Origin of the sequence: Chitinophaga caseinilytica, assembly GCF_038396765.1 — a bacterium.
GTDB classification, from domain to species: Bacteria; Bacteroidota; Bacteroidia; order Chitinophagales; family Chitinophagaceae; genus Chitinophaga; species Chitinophaga caseinilytica.
Genome location: NZ_CP150096.1, coordinates 2079367 through 2101593, shown reverse-complemented (window position 1 = coordinate 2101593; position 22227 = coordinate 2079367). Strand labels below are relative to the sequence as shown.

Below are 22227 nucleotides of genomic sequence, written 5' to 3'. Positions count from 1 at the left end.
GATTAGAAGCCTACGTTAATACCGGCCACGTAAGAGCGGCTCATGGGATAATATCCACGGTCTACCCCGCGGCTGAAGATACCCGAGTTCGTCAGGTCCGGATCGAAGCCGGAGTACTTCGTGAACGTGAGCAGGTTGTATGCGCCGGCGTAAATGCGGACGCGGTTCAGGAACGCTTTTTTGGTCAGTTCCGACGGGAGGGTATACCCGAGCTGAAGGTTCCGCAGGCGGAGGAACGACGCGTCTTCCAGGAAGTAGTCAGACACGCGGAGGTTCTCGTTTTTGTCGGCATCGCTCAGGCGGTAGATGTCGGAGTTCGGGTTGGAGGGAGACCATGCGTTCACCAGGTCTGCCGAGCGGTAGAAGCGGTACAGGAACATCTTGGCGCCGTTATACATTTTCTGGCCCTGCTTTCCGTTCAGGAAAACCATCAGGTCGAAGTTTTTGTAGCGGGCGTTGAAGGTAACGCCGTAATCCAGTTTCGGAAGTCCGTTGCCCATGATGAGCTTGTCGTCGTCGTTCAGTTCCCCGTCGCCATTGGTATCCACGAAGCGCAGATCGCCCGGAGCTGCGTTGGGCTGCAGTTTATCGCCCGATTTATTCACATGCGCGTCTACTTCTGCCTGCGAGCGGAAGATTCCGTTCGATTTATACAGGTAGAACGAAGCGAGTGATTCGCCTTTGCGGGTGATGGTGCTGGCGCGGTTCGAATAATCCACATATCCGTCGGAGATCATTCCTTCGTCGTAACCGAGGCGGATGATCTTGTTGGTGCTGTGCGAGAGGTTGGCGGTCACATCCCAGGAGAATTCTTTTTCTGCCTTGTTGCGATAGCTTACTGAAAGTTCCCAGCCTTTGTTTTCCATGTCAGCAATGTTGGTCAGCGGCATGGTGATGATACCAGACGATGCGGGGATCGGCGTTTCGGCGAGCATATCGGAAGTGCGGCTGCGGAAATAATCCAGGTTACCGCTGATGGCGCCTTTCAGGAAACTGAAGCTGACACCGGCGTTGAACGTAGCCGTCTGCTCCCACTTGATGTCGTTATTGGCCAGCGCGGTCGTAATGGCACCCACGAGTACTTTTTGCGACGTAGCCGAACCGAAAGGATAGTTCAGGTATTCGCTGGAGCCCTGTAGGAAGATCTTCGCGAGATATTGGAAGTTGGCGATGTTCTGGTTGCCCACAATACCATAGCTCACGCGGGGCTTCAGCTCCGAAATCCAGGGAACGGAGAAGAAGCGCTCGTTATGCAGGTTCCAGCCGGCAGATGCAGACCAGAATGTACCGTAACGGTGCGAGGGGCCGAACCGGGAAGAACCATCGCGGCGGAGGCTCCCCTGCAGGTAATAACGATCGTTGTAGTTATAGGAAACACGGCCGAAGTAAGACTGGAGCGAGTTGGAATAGTTCCAGCCATTGGCGCGGATGAGATCGTTCGGACCGTCGATGATGAGGCCGGAAAGCGATTCGATGAGCGCGCTCGACAGGTGGTTGCCCGACGCCGTGGTGCCCTGCGCAGTGGTTTTCTCGCGGGAGAAGCCGTACATCGCCTTCACATTGTGGCGGCCAAAGGTCTGATCGTAATTCAGCAAATGCGTGAACACCTGGTACTCCGTGCGGCCCCGGCTTTCGGAACGGCTCGGGTTTTCCACGAGCGCCAGTGCACCGAAGTCGTAAGGAGGCGTTTGCGAAAAGCTGAAAGAGTTGATAATGTTGCGGCCCGCGCTGAAATTATAGGAAAATCCTTTCCAGAGCTTCAGGTCGGCAGCGATGTTGAACTGAAGGTGATCGTCGGCCGTGCGGCTGTTGGTTAGCATCTGCTGCCCCACCATATTGCCGGAACCCAGCTCGGGCTCGGGTTTGGCGTAACCGTTCAGGGTGTTTGGGTCGTAGATCCGCTTGTGCGGCGGCGTTTTGTAAAGGTCCATGATGGCGGAGAAACCGGCATCGCCGTCGCCCGTCACGTCCCCGAAATTCTTGTTGTTGAAACGGGTATAGGCAAGAATAGGCGTTACTTTCAAACGGTCTTTCATCAGCCGGATCTCGGTATTGAGGCGGAGGTTGTCGCGCTTGGAACCGGAGTTGATGATATTGCCGGAATGCTCCCAGTGGCCCAGGGAGAGGCGGTACGACAATTTCTCGGAAGCCCCCGACACGTCGAGGTCATGCTTCTGCTCCACGCCTTTCTTCATGTATGCGCCTACCCAGTCGGAGTTGGCGTATTTGCTGTCGTCCATCACATAAATCGGTGGCGTGCTGCCGGGCCCGTCGTTTGCGAACGCTTCCTTCACCACTTTGTTCATCTCGATCTTTCCCATCAACGGGATGTTGTTGTTGAGGGTATGCTGGGAAACGTAGGAGTTGAAATTGATCCTCGGCTCCCCGCTTTTTCCTTTTTTGGTGGTGATGATGATCACGCCTCCCGCGGCACGGGCACCATAAATGGTGGCGGCGGATGCATCCTTCAGTACGGAAACCGACTCGATGTCGTTCGGGTTGAGGTCGTACGCATAGGTCTGCGGGATCCCGTCTACCACATACAGCGGGTTATCGTTGTTGATGCTGTTCATCCCGCGCACGAGCACCGTGGGGCTGGCGGCGGGGTTGCCCGTTCCGGAGCTTACGATCACACCGGCGGCCTGGCCCTGGAGCATGGTACCGATGTTGCCCGTAGGCTGCTTTTCGAGGTTTTTGGTGTTGACGGTGGAGATGGCCGCGGTAACGTCGCCTTTTTTCTGGGTGCCGTATCCTACCACTACCACTTCATCCAGCCCTTTGGAGCTTTCTTCGAGCACGATGGAGAGCACGCTTTTACCGGCAACGGGCACTTCTCGGGTGGTGAACCCGATGGCCGAGATCACCAGCGTGGCATCAGGAGATACCGTAATGGAGAATTCGCCGGTGGCATTGCTGGCCGTTCCCTGCGAAGTCCCCTTCACGGCAACGCTCACCCCGGGCAGGGCCTCCCCCTTCACGTCTGTAATTTTACCTTTGAGGGGCTTCCCGGTCTGGGCCATCGCCGCAAATCCGGTCAATAAAAGGACCAGCAACAGTCCGTTCCCTCGGAATAGTTTCCACATACGCATTTTGGTTTTTTAGTTTTTAAGAATAACATGGACAAGTCCCGGGAACCGCTCGCATAGGTTTTTTAGTAGCGGACGAACGTGAAATCGCGGTTCACGGGATGCATTCGTAAAGTAGACCGGAAAAACCAGCGCAGCAGGAAACGGAGCCTCTATACGTGCCTTACAGGCACCTCTACAAGACCCCTACATGGAGATTAACTAATTGTAAATAAATGTGTTAGAAATTTTTCAGGAAGTCAGACAGGCTGTCTTTATGCTCGAGATTAAACACTTTCCGCAGGCGATATCGGGCCATTTCCACGGATTTAACGGAGATATTATTGAGGGAAGCGATGTCTTTTATCGACAGGTTCAGCCGGATTTGCGCGCATAACCGGCGCTCGTTTTCGGTAAGATTGGGGAATTGCTGGAGGAGGTTGAAGAAGAAATCTTTGTGGATTTCGTTGACGGACAGGTTGAAGTCCTGCGCGTCTTTATTAATGTCCAGGTCGTGCTGGAACTTGTTGACCATTTTATTGAACCGGGCGATATTTTCCTTTTTGGCGTCGGAATGGATATCGAGCCCGGTGAGCTCGTCTATGAAATGCCGGATCATCTCGTTGCGCTGGGAAATATACAACGCATAGTTTTTCAGGTCGTTATCGCGGAATTCGAGTTTATTGTTGAGGGCTTCCTTTTCCATGAGGGCGCCTTCCAGCTCCTGTTTGATGAGGGCGCGCTTCACTTCTTCCAGTTCCTTTTCCTTCTTCTGCTTCTGTTTCAGTTTGGAATAAACGAGGAATCCTATAATAATAAGGAGTACCACACCGGCAGCCAGGGCGTTCCGTTGGAAAGACCGGAGCTCTTTCTGGGCCACGAGGGTAATGATGCGGGTCTGATTCTCGTCGGCCTCACGCTTGAGCTTGAGGGCGGAAATGGCTTCGCTTTTACTTTTGGACAGGATTTCGTTGCGGACGCGGGTGTATTCCTGCAGCTCCGTGAACGCGGTCTTGTATTCGCCGAGCTGCTGATAGAGGAGCACGGAATTGGTGAGGTTGTCGAGGAGTTTTTCTTTGCGGGTGTTGGAATTGCTCTGGTTGATGAGGGTGCGTGCCTGGGCCAGGAGCTCCCGGGCCTGGGGGTACTCCTTGAGCATGATGCGGGAATAAGACATCTGGTTGAGCACTTCCGCGTGCGACAACTCATCGCCTCCCTTCAACATGGCCAGCGCCTGGTTGAAATCCGCGATGGCGTCGTTATACTTGCCGAATTCGTTTTCGCAGATGCCGCGGTTACTGAGGGCCGTGGCTACCATGCCGCCGAGCCCGCGGTCGCGGGCGAGCTGCAGGGTGCTGTCGAAATATTTGCGGGCGGTGGCGAACTCGTCTTTCTGGAGATACACGAGCCCGAGGGCGTTGAGGCTCAGGGCAATCGTCCGCGGATCGCCGAGGCGGCGGTAGATATCGTAGGCCTGCTGATGGTATTGCTGGGAGAAATGGGCGTTTTCGGTATCGTAAAAAATCCAGCCGAGGAAGGTGAAGCACCGGGCGCGGGCGCTGTCGGTTTCCACGAGGTCGAGCGCCGTATAGGCATAATTGAGGGCCTGGTCGTACTGGTCGTTATATAAATATCCTTCCGAAAGGTTGAGGAGCGAAGCGGCCTGGAGGTCGTGGTTTTCTTCCCGGAGGGCGAGCAGGTACGCTTCGTTGGCCCAAACGAGGGCGATGTTGGTGGAGTCCTTATTATAATATGCGGCGAGCTGGTTGAGCGTGCGGATGCGTTCGGAGGCAGACATCGATTTGTCTGCCAGCCGTGCGGCGAGGCTGTCGGCATTCGTTTGCGCGGCGGCGGTGGCTGCGTGGAAACATGCCATCAAAATCCATAACCATTTCCTCATGCGGGAAAAATAACAAATTTCCCCGGATCGGTGTGCGTGGTACATAACAAGAAAAGTAGCATAAAAAAAACCGACCCTTAAATAGGGCCGGTTTCCTTGTTCACTGTATTTCAATTTTTCCTTTAAAACAGGTTGGTTCTATGGTGTTGCGTAATTTTCCATGACGAGGGCGGCGGAGCCGAGCAGTTCGGCATCATAGCCGAGCGTTGAAACATCGACCACCGTTTGGGTGGCCAGCCGCGGGATGCAATGTTCGTTGAGCGCCTGCTGAACGGGTGCGAGCCACAGCTTTCCGGCGAGCGAGCCCCGGCCGCTGAGCACTACCGACCGCGGATTGAGCAGGTGGATCAGGATGGCCACGCCACGCCCGATATGATACCCGATATCCTTGATCAGTTCGATACAGAATTTATCCCCGCTGGCGGCTGCATCCATAATCATCTCGCAGTCCTTTTCGATTTCGCCCGTGGGAAAGTGGCCTTGCAGCGAGGAGGTTTCTCCGTTGCGGAGGCCTTTCACGGCTTTGTCGATGAGCACGAGCAGGGATGTCTCCGTTTCGAGGCAACCGCTCTTTCCGCAGCTGCACAGTTTATTGTTATTGAACAGCGGGATGTGGGAGAATTCTCCGGCAAACCCGTTGTTGCCCCGGAAGAGGGAGCCGTTGAGGATCATCCCCAAACCCACGCCCCATCCGATATTGACGACCATGCTGTTGGCAGCTTTCCGGGCGTTGCCGAACCGGTATTCCGCCAGGGCGATGAGGCTGGAGTCGTTGTCGATGTGGACCGGCAGGCCGGTAGCCGTTGCCAGGTATTCCACGATCGTTTGCTGCTCCGTTCCATCCTGCATGGGGAAACTGTAGTTCTCCCCGCGCATCCCGTCTATGAACCCGGGCATCCCGATCCCGATCCCGAGGATCCGCCCCCGGTCGATTTTCGACAGGTCGATGGCATCCACCAGGAGGCTGGCCAGCGTTTTGAGCGCGGCGGGATTGTTTTTGAGCGGCAATTCGTGCCGGTTGATGCCGCCTACATGGCTGTTGGTAAGGTCCATCAGGGAGATGCGCGTTACCAGCTGGTCCATGGAGACCGACAAAATATAAAGTGCCTTTTTATTAATGGTGTATGTGATGGGGCGCCGTCCTCCGCTGGAGGGAGCGTAGCCTGAAGGTTCCAGGACTTTCTCCTTTACGAGATGATTGACCGTCCGGATCGTCAGGGGTAAACTCTTTCCGATGCGTTCGCTCAATTCCGTGGCAGATAACGTATTTGCATAGTAAATCTCCCTCAGTATCAAGCGTTTATATTGTTCGTCTTTTTTCATGCAGGGAAAGAATCCTCCTCAAGATAATAATTAATTTAGAATGAAAGCAAAACTTCCTAACTTTTTTAGAAAGTAATTATCAAGTTTTTGTAGTGGATTGATTGTAAATCCCTTCCAACGGAAACCTTTCTTATATTTGGCGCACTATACCGACAACTTATGCCGAAACCACCGCCCGCCCTGTTCCTGAGAAGCGCATTCATATTAACCGCCTGCGCCGTTCTTTTTATATTTATGTCGCTACGCAGCGGTTCCCCACGCACCGCGTACGCCACCATCACCGGCGTCATCACCCACATCGGCCCTGCATTCGGGACACTCCCCGACCGGAACCCAGGTAAAAACCGTTATATCCAGCTCAACGGGCGCCTGCCCGTCCTGGAAATTTTCGTGGGGAAAGACCGCGGCGATTTCTCCCCGGCATTCGAGCGGATCGATGCGCTGCGGACGGGAGACACCATCACGGCCTATTTCGATCAAAAGCTCGACAACAGCGACCCTTCGGTAAACCGCCACGTCACTTTCATCGATAAGGGACAGGACATGTATTTTGAAAAAGGGAACGCTGCCCGCCCGTTCCTCATCGGTTCGGCGATCTTCTGCGGGCTCGCGGTGGCGGGGCTTTACATTCTGAAAGCCCTGGGAAGGATCCGGTAATTCCTGCCGTCTATCCCGCCCTGCTTTCCTTGTTCCCGAACGGCGCGCATCCGCGCCGAATTTTCGTTATTTTCGATACTATCTATGAATACCGGGCAGCAACTTCTTCTGACGATCAGCGCCCTCGGCGCCTGTAACGGCCTCATCCTCGGTCTGTACCTGCTTTTCAACCGGAAAGGCCGGCCGCTGTGGACGTTTTTCATGGGCCTCATGTTGCTGATGATCAGCCTGCGCGTCGCCAAATCGGTATTCTTTTACTTCAACCCCGACCTTCCGAAATCCTGCCTGCAAACGGGCCTGAGCGCCTGCTTCCTCATCGGGCCTTCTTTATATTATATGCTACTGTCTGCCAGGAACAACGGAAACCCCGTCCCGAAAAGCTGGAAAGTAGCCTGGGGCGTGCTTTTGACAATAATTATCGTCGGCGGCATCTTCATTTCCTACGAAGCATACCCGAAAATCTGGAACAAGGTGATCGCATATATTATTTATGCGCAATGGTTTTTATACCTCATCGCTTCGGTGTACGTCATGCGGGGCGAGATCGGGAAAATTTTCGGGGGAAAGGTGACCGTGCTGGAACGGCAGATGCTTTCCGTGCTGGCGGGGAACCTCATACTTTACCTTTTCTACGCCCTCGCGCTGTTCCGTTTCATGCCCGCGGTGTACATCGCGGCGGCGGTTTCCTTCACGTTCATCCTGTACGTCACCATTTTCGTTTTCTTTTACGGCGCCGGCTCGAAATCCGCCAATCCGCAGTCGCCCAAGCGCAAGATCCCCGATGCCGACGCGCAATCGCTCCTCGAAAAACTGTCTGCCGCCATGGCCGTCCCGGACGTTTACAAAGACCCTAACCTCAAACTGGGCGACCTCGCCCAGCGCCTCCACGTCACCCCGCACCTCCTTTCCCAGCTCCTGAACGATAACCTGGGCAAAAGCTTCTCCGCTTTCGTGAACGAGTACCGGATCGGCGAAGCCTGCCGGCTCATCACCACCAACGACCACCTCACTTTCGAAGCCATCGGGTACGAAGTAGGCTTCAATTCCAAATCCACCTTTTACGCCGCCTTCCGCAAAGTGACCGGCACCACGCCCGCCCTGTTCCGCGAAAACCTGGCCCAAAGCGCCGCCGGGCAAGGGTCCTGAATTATAAAACCGTACGCCGGAATTCCCGCGTCCGGACGCCCGCAGCCGTTTCCCGCCCTAGGTTTGTGAAAAAAGGACCACATGCCGAACCTGGTGCAACGAACTTTGCTGACATGCTTATTCCTGCTTTCCCTTACCTCTCTTTCCGCCCAAATACGAATCACCGGGCGGGCGACCGATAAAACCACCGGCGCCGGGATCCCCTTCGCCGCGGTAAAAATCCTTTCGCCCGATTCGGTGCTGGTGACAGGACAAATGGCTGATTCCGCGGGAAGTTTCTCGTTCACCGGACTTCGGCCTGCGGCTTATCTGCTGGAATTGTCGGCGCTGGGATACGAAACCCTCCACGCGCCCGTGCCGCCCGGCAACGCCTGGTCCGCCGGCAACCTCGCCCTCACACCCGCCGCCAGTATGCTCGCGGAAGTGACTATTGGCGGCGGGCGCCCGGCCATCCAGCGGCAGGCAGACCGCATCACCGTACAGATCACCGGCAATCCCATGTTCCGCGCGGCCGCCAATGCGTTCGACGTGCTCCGGAAAGTGCCCGGCCTCGAGGTAGATGGAGAAGGCGGCATCCTCATCTCCGGCCGCAACGTTCCCGTGCTGTTCATAGACGGGCGCCCGGCGCAGATGAGCGCGGAAGAAATCCGGCAATACCTCCGCAGCCTCCGGCCCGACCAGATCGCGTCTATCGACGTTATTACACAACCATCCGCCAGGTACGACGCGGAATTTAAAGCCATCATCGACCTGAAGCTACGGCGCGACCAATCGCTCGGGTGGACGGGGCAGCTTTCCTCCTCGCTCCAGCAGAATCAGTACACCCAATCAGACAATTCCCTCGTGATGCATTACCGCACACGGCAATTAACGTGGTCTACCCGCATGGGGTACGTTGGCGGATATACGATTTACCGGTACGGTGCCTTGCAGCATCTGTCGGATAAAAACATCCAGCGCACGCGCACCAACGTACCCACGCGGCACGACAATTACACGCTCCACCTCGGTGCGGAATACCGGTTGAACGACAATCACCGGCTGGAGGCGGTTTTCCGGGGATTCCGGTCCAACCGGAGAACGTTCACCGACAATACCATCCATACCGCTACCCCTGCCGAAATCCCCGAGCCGGTGGCGTTTACGCGGTTCCGCAACAACGGGCGCCCGGTACAAAACAATCTCACGGCCGATCTCCGCTATTCCGGCAATTTCAGCAAATGGCAACTCGAGCTCGCCGCCGCCGCGTTCAACATCGGGAACCGCCAAACGGAAGACATCCTGTACAGCGACGATTACGACGCCCGCCTCCCCGGCCATTGGAAAACCGCGCTGGAAAACGATATCCGCATCCGCACCGCGCAGGCAGACGCCACCATACCGGCCGGCAACGGAAAATGGAATACCGGTATCCGGGCGGCGTTCAATTCCACCCGGAACGATCTCCGGTACGATACGCTCGGTGCCGCACAAATGTTCCTTCCCGACAGCAGCCGCTCCAACAATTTCAAGTACGACGAACGCATCGTGGCCGCGTACGTTTCCAGGAACGGCACGTGGAATAAAACGCAATATTCGATCGGGTTACGGTTGGAAAGAACGCACACCATCGCCCGGTCGGAACAGGGATTACAAACTACCGAACGCCGCTACCTGAGCTGGTTGCCGAGTTTCAGTCTTATGCATCCCCTGTCTGCCGACCAGCAACTCCAATTGAGTTTCACGCGGCGCATGACGCGGCCCAACTTCTCGCAGTTGAACCCGTTCCGGTTTTATTACAGCCCCCTGAATTACTGGGTCGGCAATCCGCAGTTAAAACCTTCCATCACCAACACGCTCAGCATCAGTTATACCATCCGCACACTATCGCTGACGCTGCAGGCCGGGCGGGAAGAAGACCCCATGGCCAGGTACCCGGAATACAACCGCGAAACGCATGTACTGGAGTACCTCGGCAGAAACCTTCCCTACAACGATTTCGCCGGTGCCGAAGTGGCGTTCCCGGCGCGCGTGCGGCCATGGTGGCGGATGCAGAACAACTTCGGATTGTATTACACGCGCGAAATCAATCCCTATCACGGCGTCACTTACAAAATCCCCATTCTCCAGTGGACCGTTTCGGGAAGCCAGGTATTTACACTGCCGGCGGGCATTACAGCGGATATATCCTACAATTACCGGTCGAAAGGCGGCAACGGGCTGTACCGCTCGAAGCATATTTACAAGATCGACGCGGGATTGCAGAAAAGCTGGCTGAAAGGGAAATTGCAGTCGGGATTGAACGTGTACGATATGTTCGACACCTATCGCGTGGTGTTTACTTTCCGTGAAAAACAGATCATCGACAACCAGCTGTATCACTGGTTCGGGACGCGCAGGGCGGTTGCGTCGCTATCCTGGCGGTTCGGCCAGTCGACCTACAAAGCCGACCAGCGGAAAAGGCAGGAAGAGGAAAACCGGGTATCGATGTAGATTCAGGACAGGGCTCGACGGAAAACAGCGGGGCCCGTTGTCACAAAAGCCCCGCAAGATTGTCCTGTATGCACAGTTTGGGGGAATGTAGGGTGGATTACATTTGAAGTCTAAAATCCACCGGCATGACTACCCAATCCTACATATCCGACTTCAACCAGTCTACCACCGAGTTACTCGATGCGCTGGGTCATTTTTCGCAGGAACAGCTGAACCGAGTTCCCTTCGCCGGCAGCTGGACGCCCGGCCAGGTGGGGCAGCATCTGCTGATATCCGAATCCGGCGTTCCGGAGCTGCTGCGCGGCAATACCCGCCCGACAGACCGCGATCCCGAAGCCCTGGCGCCCGCGCTCCGCTCCATTTTCCTCGATTTCACCACTAAATTCGAAGCCATGGAAGCCATCAGACCCGACGATCTGCCCAAAGACCGCGAACAGCTGATGCAATCCCTCAAATCCAACCGCGACGTTATTTTGCAACTCGTTGCCGGCACAAGTCCAGACCTCCTCCTCCTGGATTTTCCTTTTCCGCAACTGGGCGAGCTCACCATCCGCGAATGGCTGACGTTCCTCACCGTCCATTCCCGCCGCCACACGCATCAACTGAAAAAAATGGTGCCTTTCCTGGATTGAAAAAGGGGACGCAGCTTTCGCCACATCCCCTTTCCAATGAAAATATAATGGGTCAGTACAGTACTACTACGCCGATATTGAACGCAGCACCTTTCCCTTTCGAATAGAATCCCGGGATCTATTTTTGTGGGAAGCATTACAGTTTGAAGAAGATTTTTTTCCGGTACAGCCAGTAGCACAATCCCCAGTACAACCCGAGCGTGACGAGTGCAGATGCTACGTTCATCCAGTCTTCGGTGATGCCCGTCCACCCCAGGAACCCCGTCACGAAGATGGCCACCGCGCCATTCAGCCATTGGTGGCCTACGGTTTCGAACACCAGGTAAATGAAAATCGGGTTCATGCCCACCACAACCGGGACCCAGGCGCCGCCGTCCCGTTTTTTGACGTCGATGAGCCAGAACAGGAAAGCCGCCGTCCACAACACCCACCCACCGGAAGCCAGCACGAACGAGCTGGTAGCGATCCGTTTGATGATCGGGGTAACGCCTGCCCAGTCGAGCCCGTACCCTACCGCCAGCGCGATGGCACCTGCGGCGAAGAGGACCGTCACTTTTCGTTGTTGGGTAATATTTTCGTCGATAAGGATTTTCCCGATGAGCACGCCCCATATGGTATGCGCCGCCGTTGGGATGCAATTGATGGTCACCCATCCGCCGGAATTCATCTTTCCCATCAGCAACAAATCCATCCAGTTGCCAAAGTTATGCTGGTCTGTAAAAGGCTGATCGAAACCGGGAATGCCGATAGTCCGGTAACAGAGCTCCGTGAGCACAAGCAGCGCCACAGACGCGATGATCTGGAAACGTATCGATTTTTGAATGATGGCATATGCGATGATCGTGGTGACAGACAATTGCGTCAACACGTTCCACAATTCCCACACCAGCCGGCCCTGGTAAATGCAATGCAATCCCACGCCGCAAACCAACAGCCGGAAGCTCCTTCGCAGCACATGCGGCCAGTTGGCGCCCCAGGCAACGCCTTTCCGCGTGAACGCGATGTACATCGCTGCGCCGGCGATAGTCATGAAGGCCGGTTGCACGAGGTCCCAAAACCGGAGCCCGTTCCAGGCATGATGGAAAAACTGGCGAACGATCCCTTCGGCCCAGGAATCTTTGGCCAGCGGGCGGAGCGAACGGTAAAGCTGGGCGCTTTCAGCCGCCAGCAGGATCATGATCCAGCCACGCATAACGTCCAGCGAAAGGAGGCGGTTGGATGGGAATGAAGGCACAGGTGTTTTCATATATTATTCCGTCTTGACGATGAAAAACGAAACCGCGGCGAACGTGGAAGGCGCCGGGATGTAGAAATATACGATTTGCCTTTGTAATTGTCATCCGCTTTTTTGCCGGCCTACCCGCCCATCATCAACAATCGTTATACCGGTAATTCGTATGATCGAGCGCATCCAGATAGAATTCCTCCTTGTCTTTGGGGATTTCCTTTTTCCAGAGGCTTACTTTGCGGAGGGTTTTGCCGTCGGGCGATATCCAGGTGCCGGAGAAACCTTCGCCGGTTTTTTGGAGGATCAGCACGCCCGACACGCCTGATTCCACCATGATGAACTGGCCTTTGTCGTTGTAATCGATAGACAGCAGGAGCCATTTGGAGCGGTCGAGCTGCTTATTGTAGGTATAAATACCTTGATACTGGTCTTCCGGTTTGCAGGGATGCGGCGTGGCCTGGAGGAACAGGGTCACGGGGATTTTGCCGTCGATATCGCCGGTATAAAGTGAATTGACGGGTTTTTCCTGCGCGGAAGCACGAAGGGAAACGAACAGCAGGGCCACGATGGCCAGGAAACGGATATGCATGCAGGTGTTTTTGGATTCGGTGGATGCAAATGTCTGAAAATTTGCCGTATCTTTTTTCGGACATTCCACCATGAAAACGATCACTTTTCTCACGGCCCTGCTCGTATCCGCTACCACGTTCGCGCAAAATTACGACGAGGCGCTCGTGCCCGCTTACACCCTCCCCGACCCGCTCGTGCTGCTGAACGGCCAACCGGTCAGCGATGCGAAAACCTGGGAAACCACGCGCCGCCCGGAAATCCTCCGGCTGTTCGAAAACAACGTGTATGGCGTGATGCCCAAAGACATGGATTCCATCCATTTCGAAACCCTCCGGCAAAACGCCTCCGCGATGAACGGCCGCGCCATCCTGAAAGAAACCTGCATCACCGTGTACCGCAACGGCCAATCGGTAGCCATCGGGCTGACGCTCTTCGTCCCGAAGAACGCATCGAAGCCTGCCCCCGTTTTCCTCCTCATCAATAACCGACCAAAAAGCAATACCGATCCCGACAGAAATACGAAAAGCCCCTTCTGGCCCGCCGAAATGGCGATCAACAGCGGATATGCCATCGCCGCGTTCCAGGTGAGCGATCTCGCACCGGACGACAAAACAAAGTTCACCGAAGGCGCGCTCCGCCTCTATCCCGACCACCTCCGCATGGGCAACGGCATGAAAGCCATCGGCGCCTGGGCATGGGGCGCTTCCCGCGTAATGGACTTTTTCGAAAAAGAACCCCTGGTAGACGCGAAGAAAGTAGCGCTGGTAGGCCATTCCAGGGGAGGAAAAACATCGTTATGGGCCGCTGCGCAAGACCAACGCTTCGCCATCGCCATTTCCAATTGCTCGGGAAACACCGGCGCCGCACTCGCCCGCCGGCAATTCGGCGAACGCATCCGCATCATCAACACCCGTTTCCCACACTGGTTCAACGATAACTACAAACAATTCAACGACCGCGAAAACGACCTGCCCGTAGATCAGCATATGCTCATCGCGCTGATCGCACCGCGGCCGGTATATGCCACCAACGCCACGAAAGACCTCTGGGCCGACCCTACCGGTACTTTCCTCGCCCTGAAAAATGCGGAAAAAGTCTACGCGCTTTTCATGCGTAAATCGGCACTTCCTGCATCTCCACCACCCGTCAACCAGGCTATCAAACGTTCCGTAATCGGTTATCACAACCGCGAAGGCGAACACGATATGACGGAACCCGACTGGCAGCATTTCATCCAATTCACAAACTATCATTTCAAGCAGAAATAAAAATCCATGCGTAAAATCATGCTCTCCGGCCTCGTACTGGCCGCCATCGCCACAGTTGTAATGGCCTTCCGGGACAAAGGCTCCCGCATCCCTCCACCCAAAACGAAACTTTCCCGCGCCACGCTGCAAGACAAGATCAGGGGCGGATGGGCCGGCCAAACCATCGGCTGCACCTACGGCGGACATTTCGAATTCAGGTACAACGGCATCATGGTCCCCGATAACATTCCCGTGCATTGGGACAACGGAAGCATTCAACATTGGTACGACAGCTTCCCCGGCCTGTACGACGATGTGTATATGGACCTCACCTTCGTGGAAGTCTTCGAAAAACACGGCCTGAAAGCGCCGGTGGATTCCTTCGCCAACGCCGTGGCCCATGCGTCGTACCCGCTGTGGCACGCCAATCAGGCCGCCCGCTATAACGTGCTGAACGGCATCAAGGCGCCGGCAAGCGGGCACTGGATGAACAATCCGCATGCAGACGATATCGATTTCCAGATCGAAGCCGACTTTGCAGGGCTTATGTCACCCGGCATGCCCAACACATCCAGCATCATTTGCGACAGCATCGGCCACATCATGAATTATGGTGACGGATGGTACGGCGGCGTGTACGTGGCAGCCATGTATTCGCTGGCGTTCGTATCAGACGATATTCAGTGGATCGTGACCGAGGCACTGAAAACCATCCCCGCGCAAAGCAAATACCGCAAGTGCATGGAAGCCGTGATCGCCACGCACAAAAAGCATCCCGACGACTGGAAACAGGCCTGGGCCGAAGTGGCGCGCAACTGGAACGAAGACCTCTATTGCCCCGACGGGTATCAGGCCGACCTCAACATCGATGCCACGGTGAATTCCGCGTACATCCTCATCGGATTGCTGTATGGCGGCGGAGATTTCACCAAAACGATGGACATTTCCATGCGATGCGGGCAGGATGCAGACTGCAATCCCGCCTCCGCAGCGGGGATCCTGGGCACGATGATCGGGTACAGCAATATCCCGGAGAAATATCTCCAGGCGCTGAAGGTTGTGGAAGACAGGGATTTCGTGTACACCACCGCATCGCTCAACGATCTCTATAAAATGAGCTACAAACATGCGCTGCAAGTGATCCGTGCAAATAAAGGAAAAGTGGGAGATGATGCCGTCACGATCGCTTACCAGACGCCCAAAGCAGTAAGGCTGGAACAGGGCTTCAGCAGCCATCATCCTACCCGGAAAATCCCCGTCCATAAACTGGTGCAACATACGGAGCCGATACAATTCGAAGGGAAAGGAATCGTTATCAAAGGATATGTGCAGGGCGATGAAAGCTATGCCGCGGAAGTGGATTTGCTCATCGACGGGAAAGTAGCGAAATCTGTACGCCTCCCCGCCAGTCTCACCACCCGCGGCAACGAAGTGGCCCACGCTTTCGCGTTGCCGGCAGGCAACCACACGGCTTCCCTTCGCTGGAAGAACCCGGCAGACGGCGCCAAAGTGAATGTGACGGAGGCGTTGGTGTTCTCCCATCCACCGGCTAAAAACTAAATGCAAGCGGCGCCAATCCCGGCGCCGCTTTTTATTTCAAGCTGTATTTTCATTCCAGTAAAAACTATCCGGCGTTGGCCGCTGCCCGAAAATGGCCGTACCCACCCGCACGATGGTGGCGCCCTCCGCGATGGCGGTTTCCAGGTCGCCGCTCATGCCCATCGACAGTTCGTTCATTTCCACCCCATCGACCCCCTGCGCACGGATGCTGTTGCGCAGGTTCCGCAGCAACCGGAAGCAGGCCTGCACTTTTCCGGCTTCGGCACTGAGCAGCCCGATCGTCATCAAACCCTTTATCCGCAACGTTTTCAATTGCGCCACGCTCCGAACGAGATCGAGCGCCAGGGCCGGCTCCACGCCAAATTTGCTGGCTTCGCCGGAAGTGTTGACCTGGATGAGCACGTCCATCGTTCTGTTGTCGGATTGCAGGCGCTGGTGGAGCTTTTCGGCAAGGTCCAGCCGGTCGAGCGACTGCAGGCAAGACACGTTATACTTCAGCAAATCCTTGATCTTGTTGGTCTGGAGATGACCGATGAAATGATTTTCGTGCGGAATGTCTTCCAGCGCCGCGAATTTCTCCTTCAGTTCCTGAATTTTATTCTCGGCGATCAATGTCCGGCCCGCTTCCAGCGCCACCCGGATGCGTTCGGGCGGAACGGTTTTGGTAGCGAGGAGAAGGCGAACGTCCTGCGGGTTTCTGCCGGCAGCCACACAGGCATCGGCGATGCGTTTTTCGATAAGGGTGATCTGATGGAGGATATCTTCTTTCATGTCAGTGCAAGCTATAAACGGCTGAAGCCCGATCAGCGACCGGGGCTTCAGCGATGAGGAAATATCAGTACTGCCTTGAATTGTATAGCTATCGGGCAGCATGCATCACACCACAAATGTACACCGCTTCTGGACGCACCCACCGGTCCAGATTTGAGAATTGAAGTAGTCCAGATGGTTATTTGCAATACGAAAAAACACCGTGGCCACGGCGATGTGCCGCGGCCCCGGTGCTCCATTATTATATATCGATCGGTGTGAAAAATGCTATTTCGTCATTTTGAAAAGGCCCATCACCGCTTTGCCTTGCACCTTGGCGCCTTTCGTGCCTTTCGCCGTGGCGAGGTCCACTTTGTAAATGTAGATGCCGTCCGCATTCTGCACCTGCAGGTAAGCCAGGCCCTTGTCGATAACGCAGCCGTACTGGAGGCCGCCGCCGGTGTGGAGGGGAACGTCTGTCACGTTGGTGATGGTTTTGGCGGCGAGGTCGATGATGGCGAGGCGGCAGTCGCGGTTCGTCCATTTATCGCCGGCAACGTGGTCTTTGAAGCTGAAAATCTGCGCGAGGGCTTTGCCGCCGCCGATGTATTTCATGCCGCAGAGCTTGTAGCCGCCCGTAGCCGTTTCGATGTTGAAGAAATAATCCTTGTCGAAATCGGTGGTGCCGTTTTTGATGCGCAGAATGCCGGAGGGTTTGGCGGAAGGCACGCTCCCCGCGGCGATGGCGCCCGCGGCGGAATAAGTGTACACGTCACCGCTTTCCGTAATGCTCAGCACATCGTTGCTGGCGTAGCGGCCCAGTGTGCCGGTGCGCTCGTCCTTGATCACTTTTTCCAGTTTCAGTTCAGGATAGGAAAAAATGGCGAGGTAGGCGGAATCCGCGTATTGCGTATCGAATCCCGAGTTTTTGATCTGGAAGAACGGCGCGAATACTTTTCCGCCGACCATCCGCACGTCATTGAAATACGCCCATTCCTTCCAGTTGTTGGCGGTTTGGAAAACGTTGATCTTCGCCTGCCGGGCCACGCTCATGCTGGATGCGTTGATCTCGTAGAATGTGGCTTCGGCCGATCCGTCGCGCGGACAAAACATGCCGAACATCCTGTCCTGGTCTACCACACCGCGGGCGTGAAGGCGGAGGATGGAGAATTCGCCGTTCTTTTTGGAAAGGATGCCTTTATCGTTCAACGCGTATCCCGGCACTACGTTGGTGCCCTGGTAAGTGATGCTCAGCAGGGTTTTGCCCACCACTTCGTACATGCGGTAGCTTTTCTGCTCGATGCCCTGCCCCACCGGCGTGATCACGCCGGTCATGAGGTCTTTGCTTTGCAACACGTAATCGGTGGCTTCGGAAGAACTGCCTTCCGCCGTAACGGCGATCACGAAGGTACTGTTGTCTGGGTTCACCAGGTCGTCCGGGTTCACGTTCTTGTCGCTTTTGGAGCACGACGAGCCGGCGATGGCTATGGCGGCCGCCAGGGCCGGCATCAAAAGTTGTACTTTTCTCATGTTTTGATGGTCTATATGTTAGATTAATATTTTCGCAGGAAGTAGCGGAGTTTCATGTAGAAAGCGCGCCCGGGCTTTTGCATGAGGAAGTTGTCGTACAGGCGCTCGTCTGTCAGGTTGCGGCATTCGAGCGATACGTTGTACTTCCCGTTTTTGAGGGTGTAGGTGGCGGAAACGTCGTGCGAAAGCTGCTGCGGCACTTCGTTCTTCTCCCAGCTGTAGCCCAGGCTGGGCCATTTGAGATAATAAGCGTGTACGTAGTTCAGGTGATAGTTCACCCCGAGCCGGGCGTGCGAAAACCCGACTTTTTTGAAATTCACGCCGAGGTCCAGGTTGCCGAAGAGGTACGGGATGTTGGGGATCTGGTCTTTGTAAATGGCGCTTTCCACATTGCTGCCGGGCGTTTCGTAACGGGTGGTGTTGATGAGGTGCTGATAGGTGGCGTTGGCGGCGGCGGTAAACACTTCCCGGTATGCATACCTGATATCCGCATCCACTCCCGTGTTCCGCACTCCGCGCACGTTTACGGACTGCGTGCGGGTATCCACGAGGTCTACGCGAATGAAGTCTTCCGCATCGCGCAGCACGAAATTGCCTTCCACCATCAGCCGGTGGTGCCCACCAAACTTCCGGGTGAACACGGCGCCGAAATTCACGTTATCACTGCTTTCCGGACGAAGGTTTTTATTCGCGACATGGTTGACGCCGTCCCCGAACATCTCATCACCTTCCGGCAGCCGGTATGTTTTTTCGTAGGAAAGCTTCAGCTGGAGCGAAGGGATCAGGTAATACGCAGAAGCCACGCCGTAGCCGGTTTTGGACAGATCGCTGTAGATGGGCTCCCAATGCGGATTGGTGTAAATATCCACCCGCTGCGCGGATTCCCCTTTCACGAAGTATTCCTTGACGAATACCGAAGTAGACCACCTGTCTTTATAATCATACTTATATCCCAGGCCCAGCACCGATTTGCGAAGCTTCTGCGGTGTTTCGTACGCTTCTTCGTTGGGCTTGAGCGGATCGTGGCCTTCGCGGTCAAAGTTGGTGAATGTGTAATTGACGCCGGTCGAATGCCCGCCGCCGATGTTGTAACCCAGGCTGGCATTGGCGATGGCGAGATTGTTGGAGAATTTGTACAGGCTCCGGCTGTTTTCCCCGCCGGGCACATATTGACCTTGTTCGTTGAAGGTATTGTCTTTATAATCGCCGGCCCAGTTGTAGACGCGGTTCAGGGTATCAACATTGCGCGTGCTGCCGAAATTGTAGCTGCCGTACAGGTTGAAGTCGAGCCCCTTCACGAAAAGGTCCGTCTTCTTATATTTCAGCGTGGGCATGATGGTATTGCTCCGCTGATTCCAGCCGCCAAAGACTTTCGACATCTGCGCCGCGGTCTGTATCTGGCGGTCATTTTGCGACAGGATGATACCGAGCATCAGTTTGTCGGCGTACCGTTTCCCGGTGACGCCCATTTCCAACTGCGCGGTTTCTGATTTGTAGCGGTCGTGGAACCTGCGGAGGCGCTGCTCCGGGCCGATGATCAGCGTGTTGAGGTCGGTAACGCCGGTATGTACCCAATAGTTATTATCGGAATAGTTCTGGAAGAAGTTCCCCAGCACCGTAAACCCCGTTTTCGCCCCGGTATACCCCGCGCTCACGGCGCTGCGGTGGGTGTTGAACGACCCGTAGGAATAGGACACATCGAGGTAGCGCTGCGTTTTGGCGTTGGTGACCACATTCACGGCGCCGCCCAGCGCATCCGCGCCCAGCCATATCGGCACTACGCCTTTATATACTTCGATCCGGTCGGCGAGGTTGATGGGAATGTTGTTCAGCGTGAGCGAAGAACCGAAATTGTCCATGGGGATACCGTCGAGGAAGAGCTTAACCTGCCGGCCGGAAAACCCGTTGAGGGAAAAGTTGAAGCTGGAGCCCAGTCCACCGTCTTCCCGCACCCGCACCCCGGCCGTTTTGCCGAGCACCTGGTTGAGGTCTTGTGAGCTGTTGTGCAGGGGCTTTGCGTCGATGGAAGTAACGGCGTACGCCTGGCGGTTCACCTGCTGGTTGGCAGTAAGCCCTGCCACATTCACTTCCTTCACCTGCGCCGCTTTCCGGTTCAGCACCACATCGAGCACGGCCTCTTCTCCCGGTTTAAGCGTGATGGATTTTTCGGTACGCGAAAACCCCACTGCGGAAAACTCCAATGTGTAGCTACCGGGCTTGAGATGGAGGATCGCCCAGCCGCCTTGCGGGCCGGCGGAAGCCCCCGATCGGGAGCCGCTTACTCTTACGGACGCACCCGCAACAGGCACGCCCTCATTGTCTTTCACGGTTCCCGAAACGGACGCGGATTGCTGCGCCCGCAGGCTGAAAACGGACAAGCATAGCAGACCCGTTAACAATATTTGCTTATATTGCATCGCTTGAAATTTGATCGATTGAAAGCTCCGCCGAAAGGTGGATAGCCGTACAGTTGGCGCTGTGCGGCTTTTTTATGCTTTAGTTTGAAGGGGCAAAGTTGCGCAAGGAAAACTTTAACATATGATCGAAATAGGAAAACTATTTGCGCGATGCGGAAATACCATTCCCACGGCCACGCATTCACGAAAAAGGGCCGTCCCGAAGAACAGCCCTCAAACTAGTTAGTATCGTTGTTACGGGTTGATCCGTTTCGCATCCTCCCATTTCAATTTCCCGGGCCAGCCCCATCCTGCTTTCGAAAAATCGCAGAAATCCCCGTACCGGTGCATTTCACTTTGCAGCAACGCGCGCAGTCCGGCGACTTTCTTTTGATACGCTTTATCATTCGCCAGGTTATTCTTTTCCAGGGGATCTTTTTCCAGGTCGAACAGTTGAACGGGATGTTGCCCGTTCACATTATACACGATGAGCTTCATCCCGTCTTTCACGATCGCGCGCTGGAGGTTGGAGTAAGTGATGAACAGCCGGTCGCGGCCTGAGAAGCGGGACGGCGTAAACGCCTTGTCCAGCGAAATCCCTTCCACCGTAGCGGGTTGTTGCAAGCCGGTGAGCCGGCACAATGTCGGGAACACATCCGTCAGGTAGCAATACGCATCCACGCGTTTGTTCGCCGGAATGCCCGGCCCGGCGAAGATCAGCGGCACGCGCATGGAATGGTCGTACAGGTTCTGTTTGCCCAGCAGCCCGTGCTGCCCCACGGCCAGCCCGTTGTCTCCCGCCAGCACGATGATGGTATTTTCGTATTGCCCGCTCGCCTTCAACGCATCCAGCACGCGCCCGATCTCATGGTCTACCTCGCTGATCATGGCGTAATATTTCGCAATTTCCAGCTTCACTTCTGCAGGGTTGCGGGGCGTAGACAACAGCATTTCATCGCGGACGTTCAGCTCGCCGTTATCGAAAGGATGTTTCGACATGAAGTTGCCCGGCAGACTGATTTTCTCCGTATCGTACAGCCGAAGGTATGCTTCCGGCGGGGTCCGCGGATCGTGGGGCGCCGTAAACGCCACGTACATGAGGAACGGCTCCTGCCGTGGCTTCCGGATGAATTCGATCGCCGCATTGGCGTAGCAAACGGAAGAAAAATCGTTGCCGGTAAAAGGGGATTTGTACGTCCCGGAAGGATCGTAGTGATGCAGTTTCGGTTTCCAGTGGCCGCCTTCCTTTTCCGTATGCATGCCGCCGAAGAAGATATTATCGCCCGAAGCGAAAGAACGGTTGAAGGACGCGTAATCGCTATGCCACTTGCCCGATGAAAAAGTCTGGTAGCCGGATTCGCGGAATACTTCGGCGAAGGTTTTCTCCGAAGCCGGGATCACACCGCCGTCTTCATGCACGCTGAACACCGGCCGCGAAGTGAGGAGCATGGCCCTGCTGGGCGCGCAAACCGCCCCGCCCAGCGACCCCATGATGTGCGCCTGCGTGAACACGGTGCCGCTTTTCACGAGCCGGTCCATATTCGGGGTGTGGATTTCCGCGTTCCCCAGCGCACGGATCGTATTGAACCGCTGATCGTCCGTCAACAACACCAACACGTTTAACCGCTTGGGCGATTGCGCCCGCAAACCCGTCCCCGTCAACAATAAAGCCGCCAGCAGAAGGCGAAAAAACCCTGAAACCATGGCTACAATTTACCGTCAAACTATTCAAGATGCACGAAACATCATAA

The 22227-nt window shown here is 55.5% G+C and carries 15 protein-coding genes; 6 read left to right on the top strand and 9 right to left on the bottom strand.

Going from position 1 to position 22227, the window contains the following annotated elements; genetic code table 11:
• Positions 1–2 precede the first annotated feature (2 nt).
• The 3 genes from WJU22_RS08935 to WJU22_RS08925 form a co-directional block, all read right to left on the bottom strand.
• The gene (locus tag WJU22_RS08935) at positions 3–3083 is read right to left on the bottom strand and encodes a TonB-dependent receptor (RefSeq protein ID WP_341842894.1); all 3081 of its coding nucleotides are present in this window, start codon (positions 3081–3083) and stop codon (positions 3–5) included.
• Positions 3084–3306: 223 nt separating this feature from the next.
• Positions 3307–4965, bottom strand: coding sequence for a tetratricopeptide repeat protein (locus WJU22_RS08930; protein ID WP_341842893.1), 1659 nt, complete (start codon positions 4963–4965; stop codon positions 3307–3309).
• Positions 4966–5103: 138 nt separating this feature from the next.
• Positions 5104–6288 (bottom strand): ROK family protein, encoded by a 1185-nt coding sequence (locus WJU22_RS08925; RefSeq protein ID WP_341842892.1) that lies wholly within the window; start codon positions 6286–6288, stop codon positions 5104–5106.
• A 159-nt stretch (positions 6289–6447) separates the two neighbouring features.
• Between WJU22_RS08925 and WJU22_RS08920 the strand changes: the two genes are divergently transcribed.
• The 4 genes from WJU22_RS08920 to WJU22_RS08905 all read left to right on the top strand — a co-directional run bounded on the left by WJU22_RS08920 (position 6448) and on the right by WJU22_RS08905 (position 11195).
• Positions 6448–6945, top strand: a complete 498-nt coding sequence (locus tag WJU22_RS08920) for a hypothetical protein (RefSeq protein ID WP_341842891.1) — start codon at positions 6448–6450, stop codon at positions 6943–6945.
• 84 nt (positions 6946–7029) lie between these two features.
• A complete protein-coding gene (locus tag WJU22_RS08915; protein ID WP_341842890.1) occupies positions 7030–8091 on the top strand; it encodes a helix-turn-helix domain-containing protein in 1062 nt (353 codons plus the stop codon).
• Positions 8092–8172: 81 nt separating this feature from the next.
• On the top strand, positions 8173–10563 hold the full coding sequence (locus tag WJU22_RS08910; protein WP_341842889.1) for an outer membrane beta-barrel protein: 2391 nt from the start codon (positions 8173–8175) through the stop codon (positions 10561–10563).
• Between the two features lie 125 nt (positions 10564–10688).
• Positions 10689–11195: a DinB family protein gene (locus WJU22_RS08905; protein ID WP_341842888.1), complete on the top strand. Its 507-nt coding sequence runs from the start codon at positions 10689–10691 to the stop codon at positions 11193–11195.
• A 136-nt stretch (positions 11196–11331) separates the two neighbouring features.
• Here the strand turns inward: WJU22_RS08905 and WJU22_RS08900 are convergent, their stop codons facing one another.
• Entirely contained in the window at positions 11332–12441 is a 1110-nt protein-coding gene (locus WJU22_RS08900; RefSeq protein ID WP_341842887.1) for a DUF5009 domain-containing protein, read from the bottom strand.
• A gap of 124 nt (positions 12442–12565) precedes the next feature.
• Positions 12566–13012 (bottom strand): hypothetical protein, encoded by a 447-nt coding sequence (locus tag WJU22_RS08895; RefSeq protein ID WP_341842886.1) that lies wholly within the window; start codon positions 13010–13012, stop codon positions 12566–12568.
• A 70-nt stretch (positions 13013–13082) separates the two neighbouring features.
• On the opposite strand from WJU22_RS08895, the gene WJU22_RS08890 reads away from it, so the two are divergent.
• On the top strand, positions 13083–14261 hold the full coding sequence (locus WJU22_RS08890; RefSeq protein ID WP_341842885.1) for a prolyl oligopeptidase family serine peptidase: 1179 nt from the start codon (positions 13083–13085) through the stop codon (positions 14259–14261).
• Positions 14262–14267: 6 nt separating this feature from the next.
• The gene (locus WJU22_RS08885; RefSeq protein WP_341842884.1) at positions 14268–15800 is read left to right on the top strand and encodes an ADP-ribosylglycohydrolase family protein; all 1533 of its coding nucleotides are present in this window, start codon (positions 14268–14270) and stop codon (positions 15798–15800) included.
• A gap of 36 nt (positions 15801–15836) precedes the next feature.
• On the opposite strand, the gene WJU22_RS08880 is transcribed toward WJU22_RS08885, so the two are convergent.
• The 4 genes from WJU22_RS08880 to WJU22_RS08865 all read right to left on the bottom strand — a co-directional run bounded on the left by WJU22_RS08880 (position 15837) and on the right by WJU22_RS08865 (position 22180).
• A complete protein-coding gene (locus tag WJU22_RS08880) occupies positions 15837–16571 on the bottom strand; it encodes a YggS family pyridoxal phosphate-dependent enzyme (RefSeq protein WP_341842883.1) in 735 nt (244 codons plus the stop codon).
• 267 nt (positions 16572–16838) lie between these two features.
• Positions 16839–18080, bottom strand: coding sequence for a DUF4374 domain-containing protein (locus WJU22_RS08875; RefSeq protein WP_341842882.1), 1242 nt, complete (start codon positions 18078–18080; stop codon positions 16839–16841).
• A gap of 23 nt (positions 18081–18103) precedes the next feature.
• Positions 18104–20497, bottom strand: coding sequence for a TonB-dependent receptor (locus WJU22_RS08870; RefSeq protein ID WP_341842881.1), 2394 nt, complete (start codon positions 20495–20497; stop codon positions 18104–18106).
• Positions 20498–20731: 234 nt separating this feature from the next.
• Entirely contained in the window at positions 20732–22180 is a 1449-nt protein-coding gene (locus WJU22_RS08865; protein ID WP_341842880.1) for a sulfatase-like hydrolase/transferase, read from the bottom strand.
• Positions 22181–22227 lie beyond the last annotated feature (47 nt).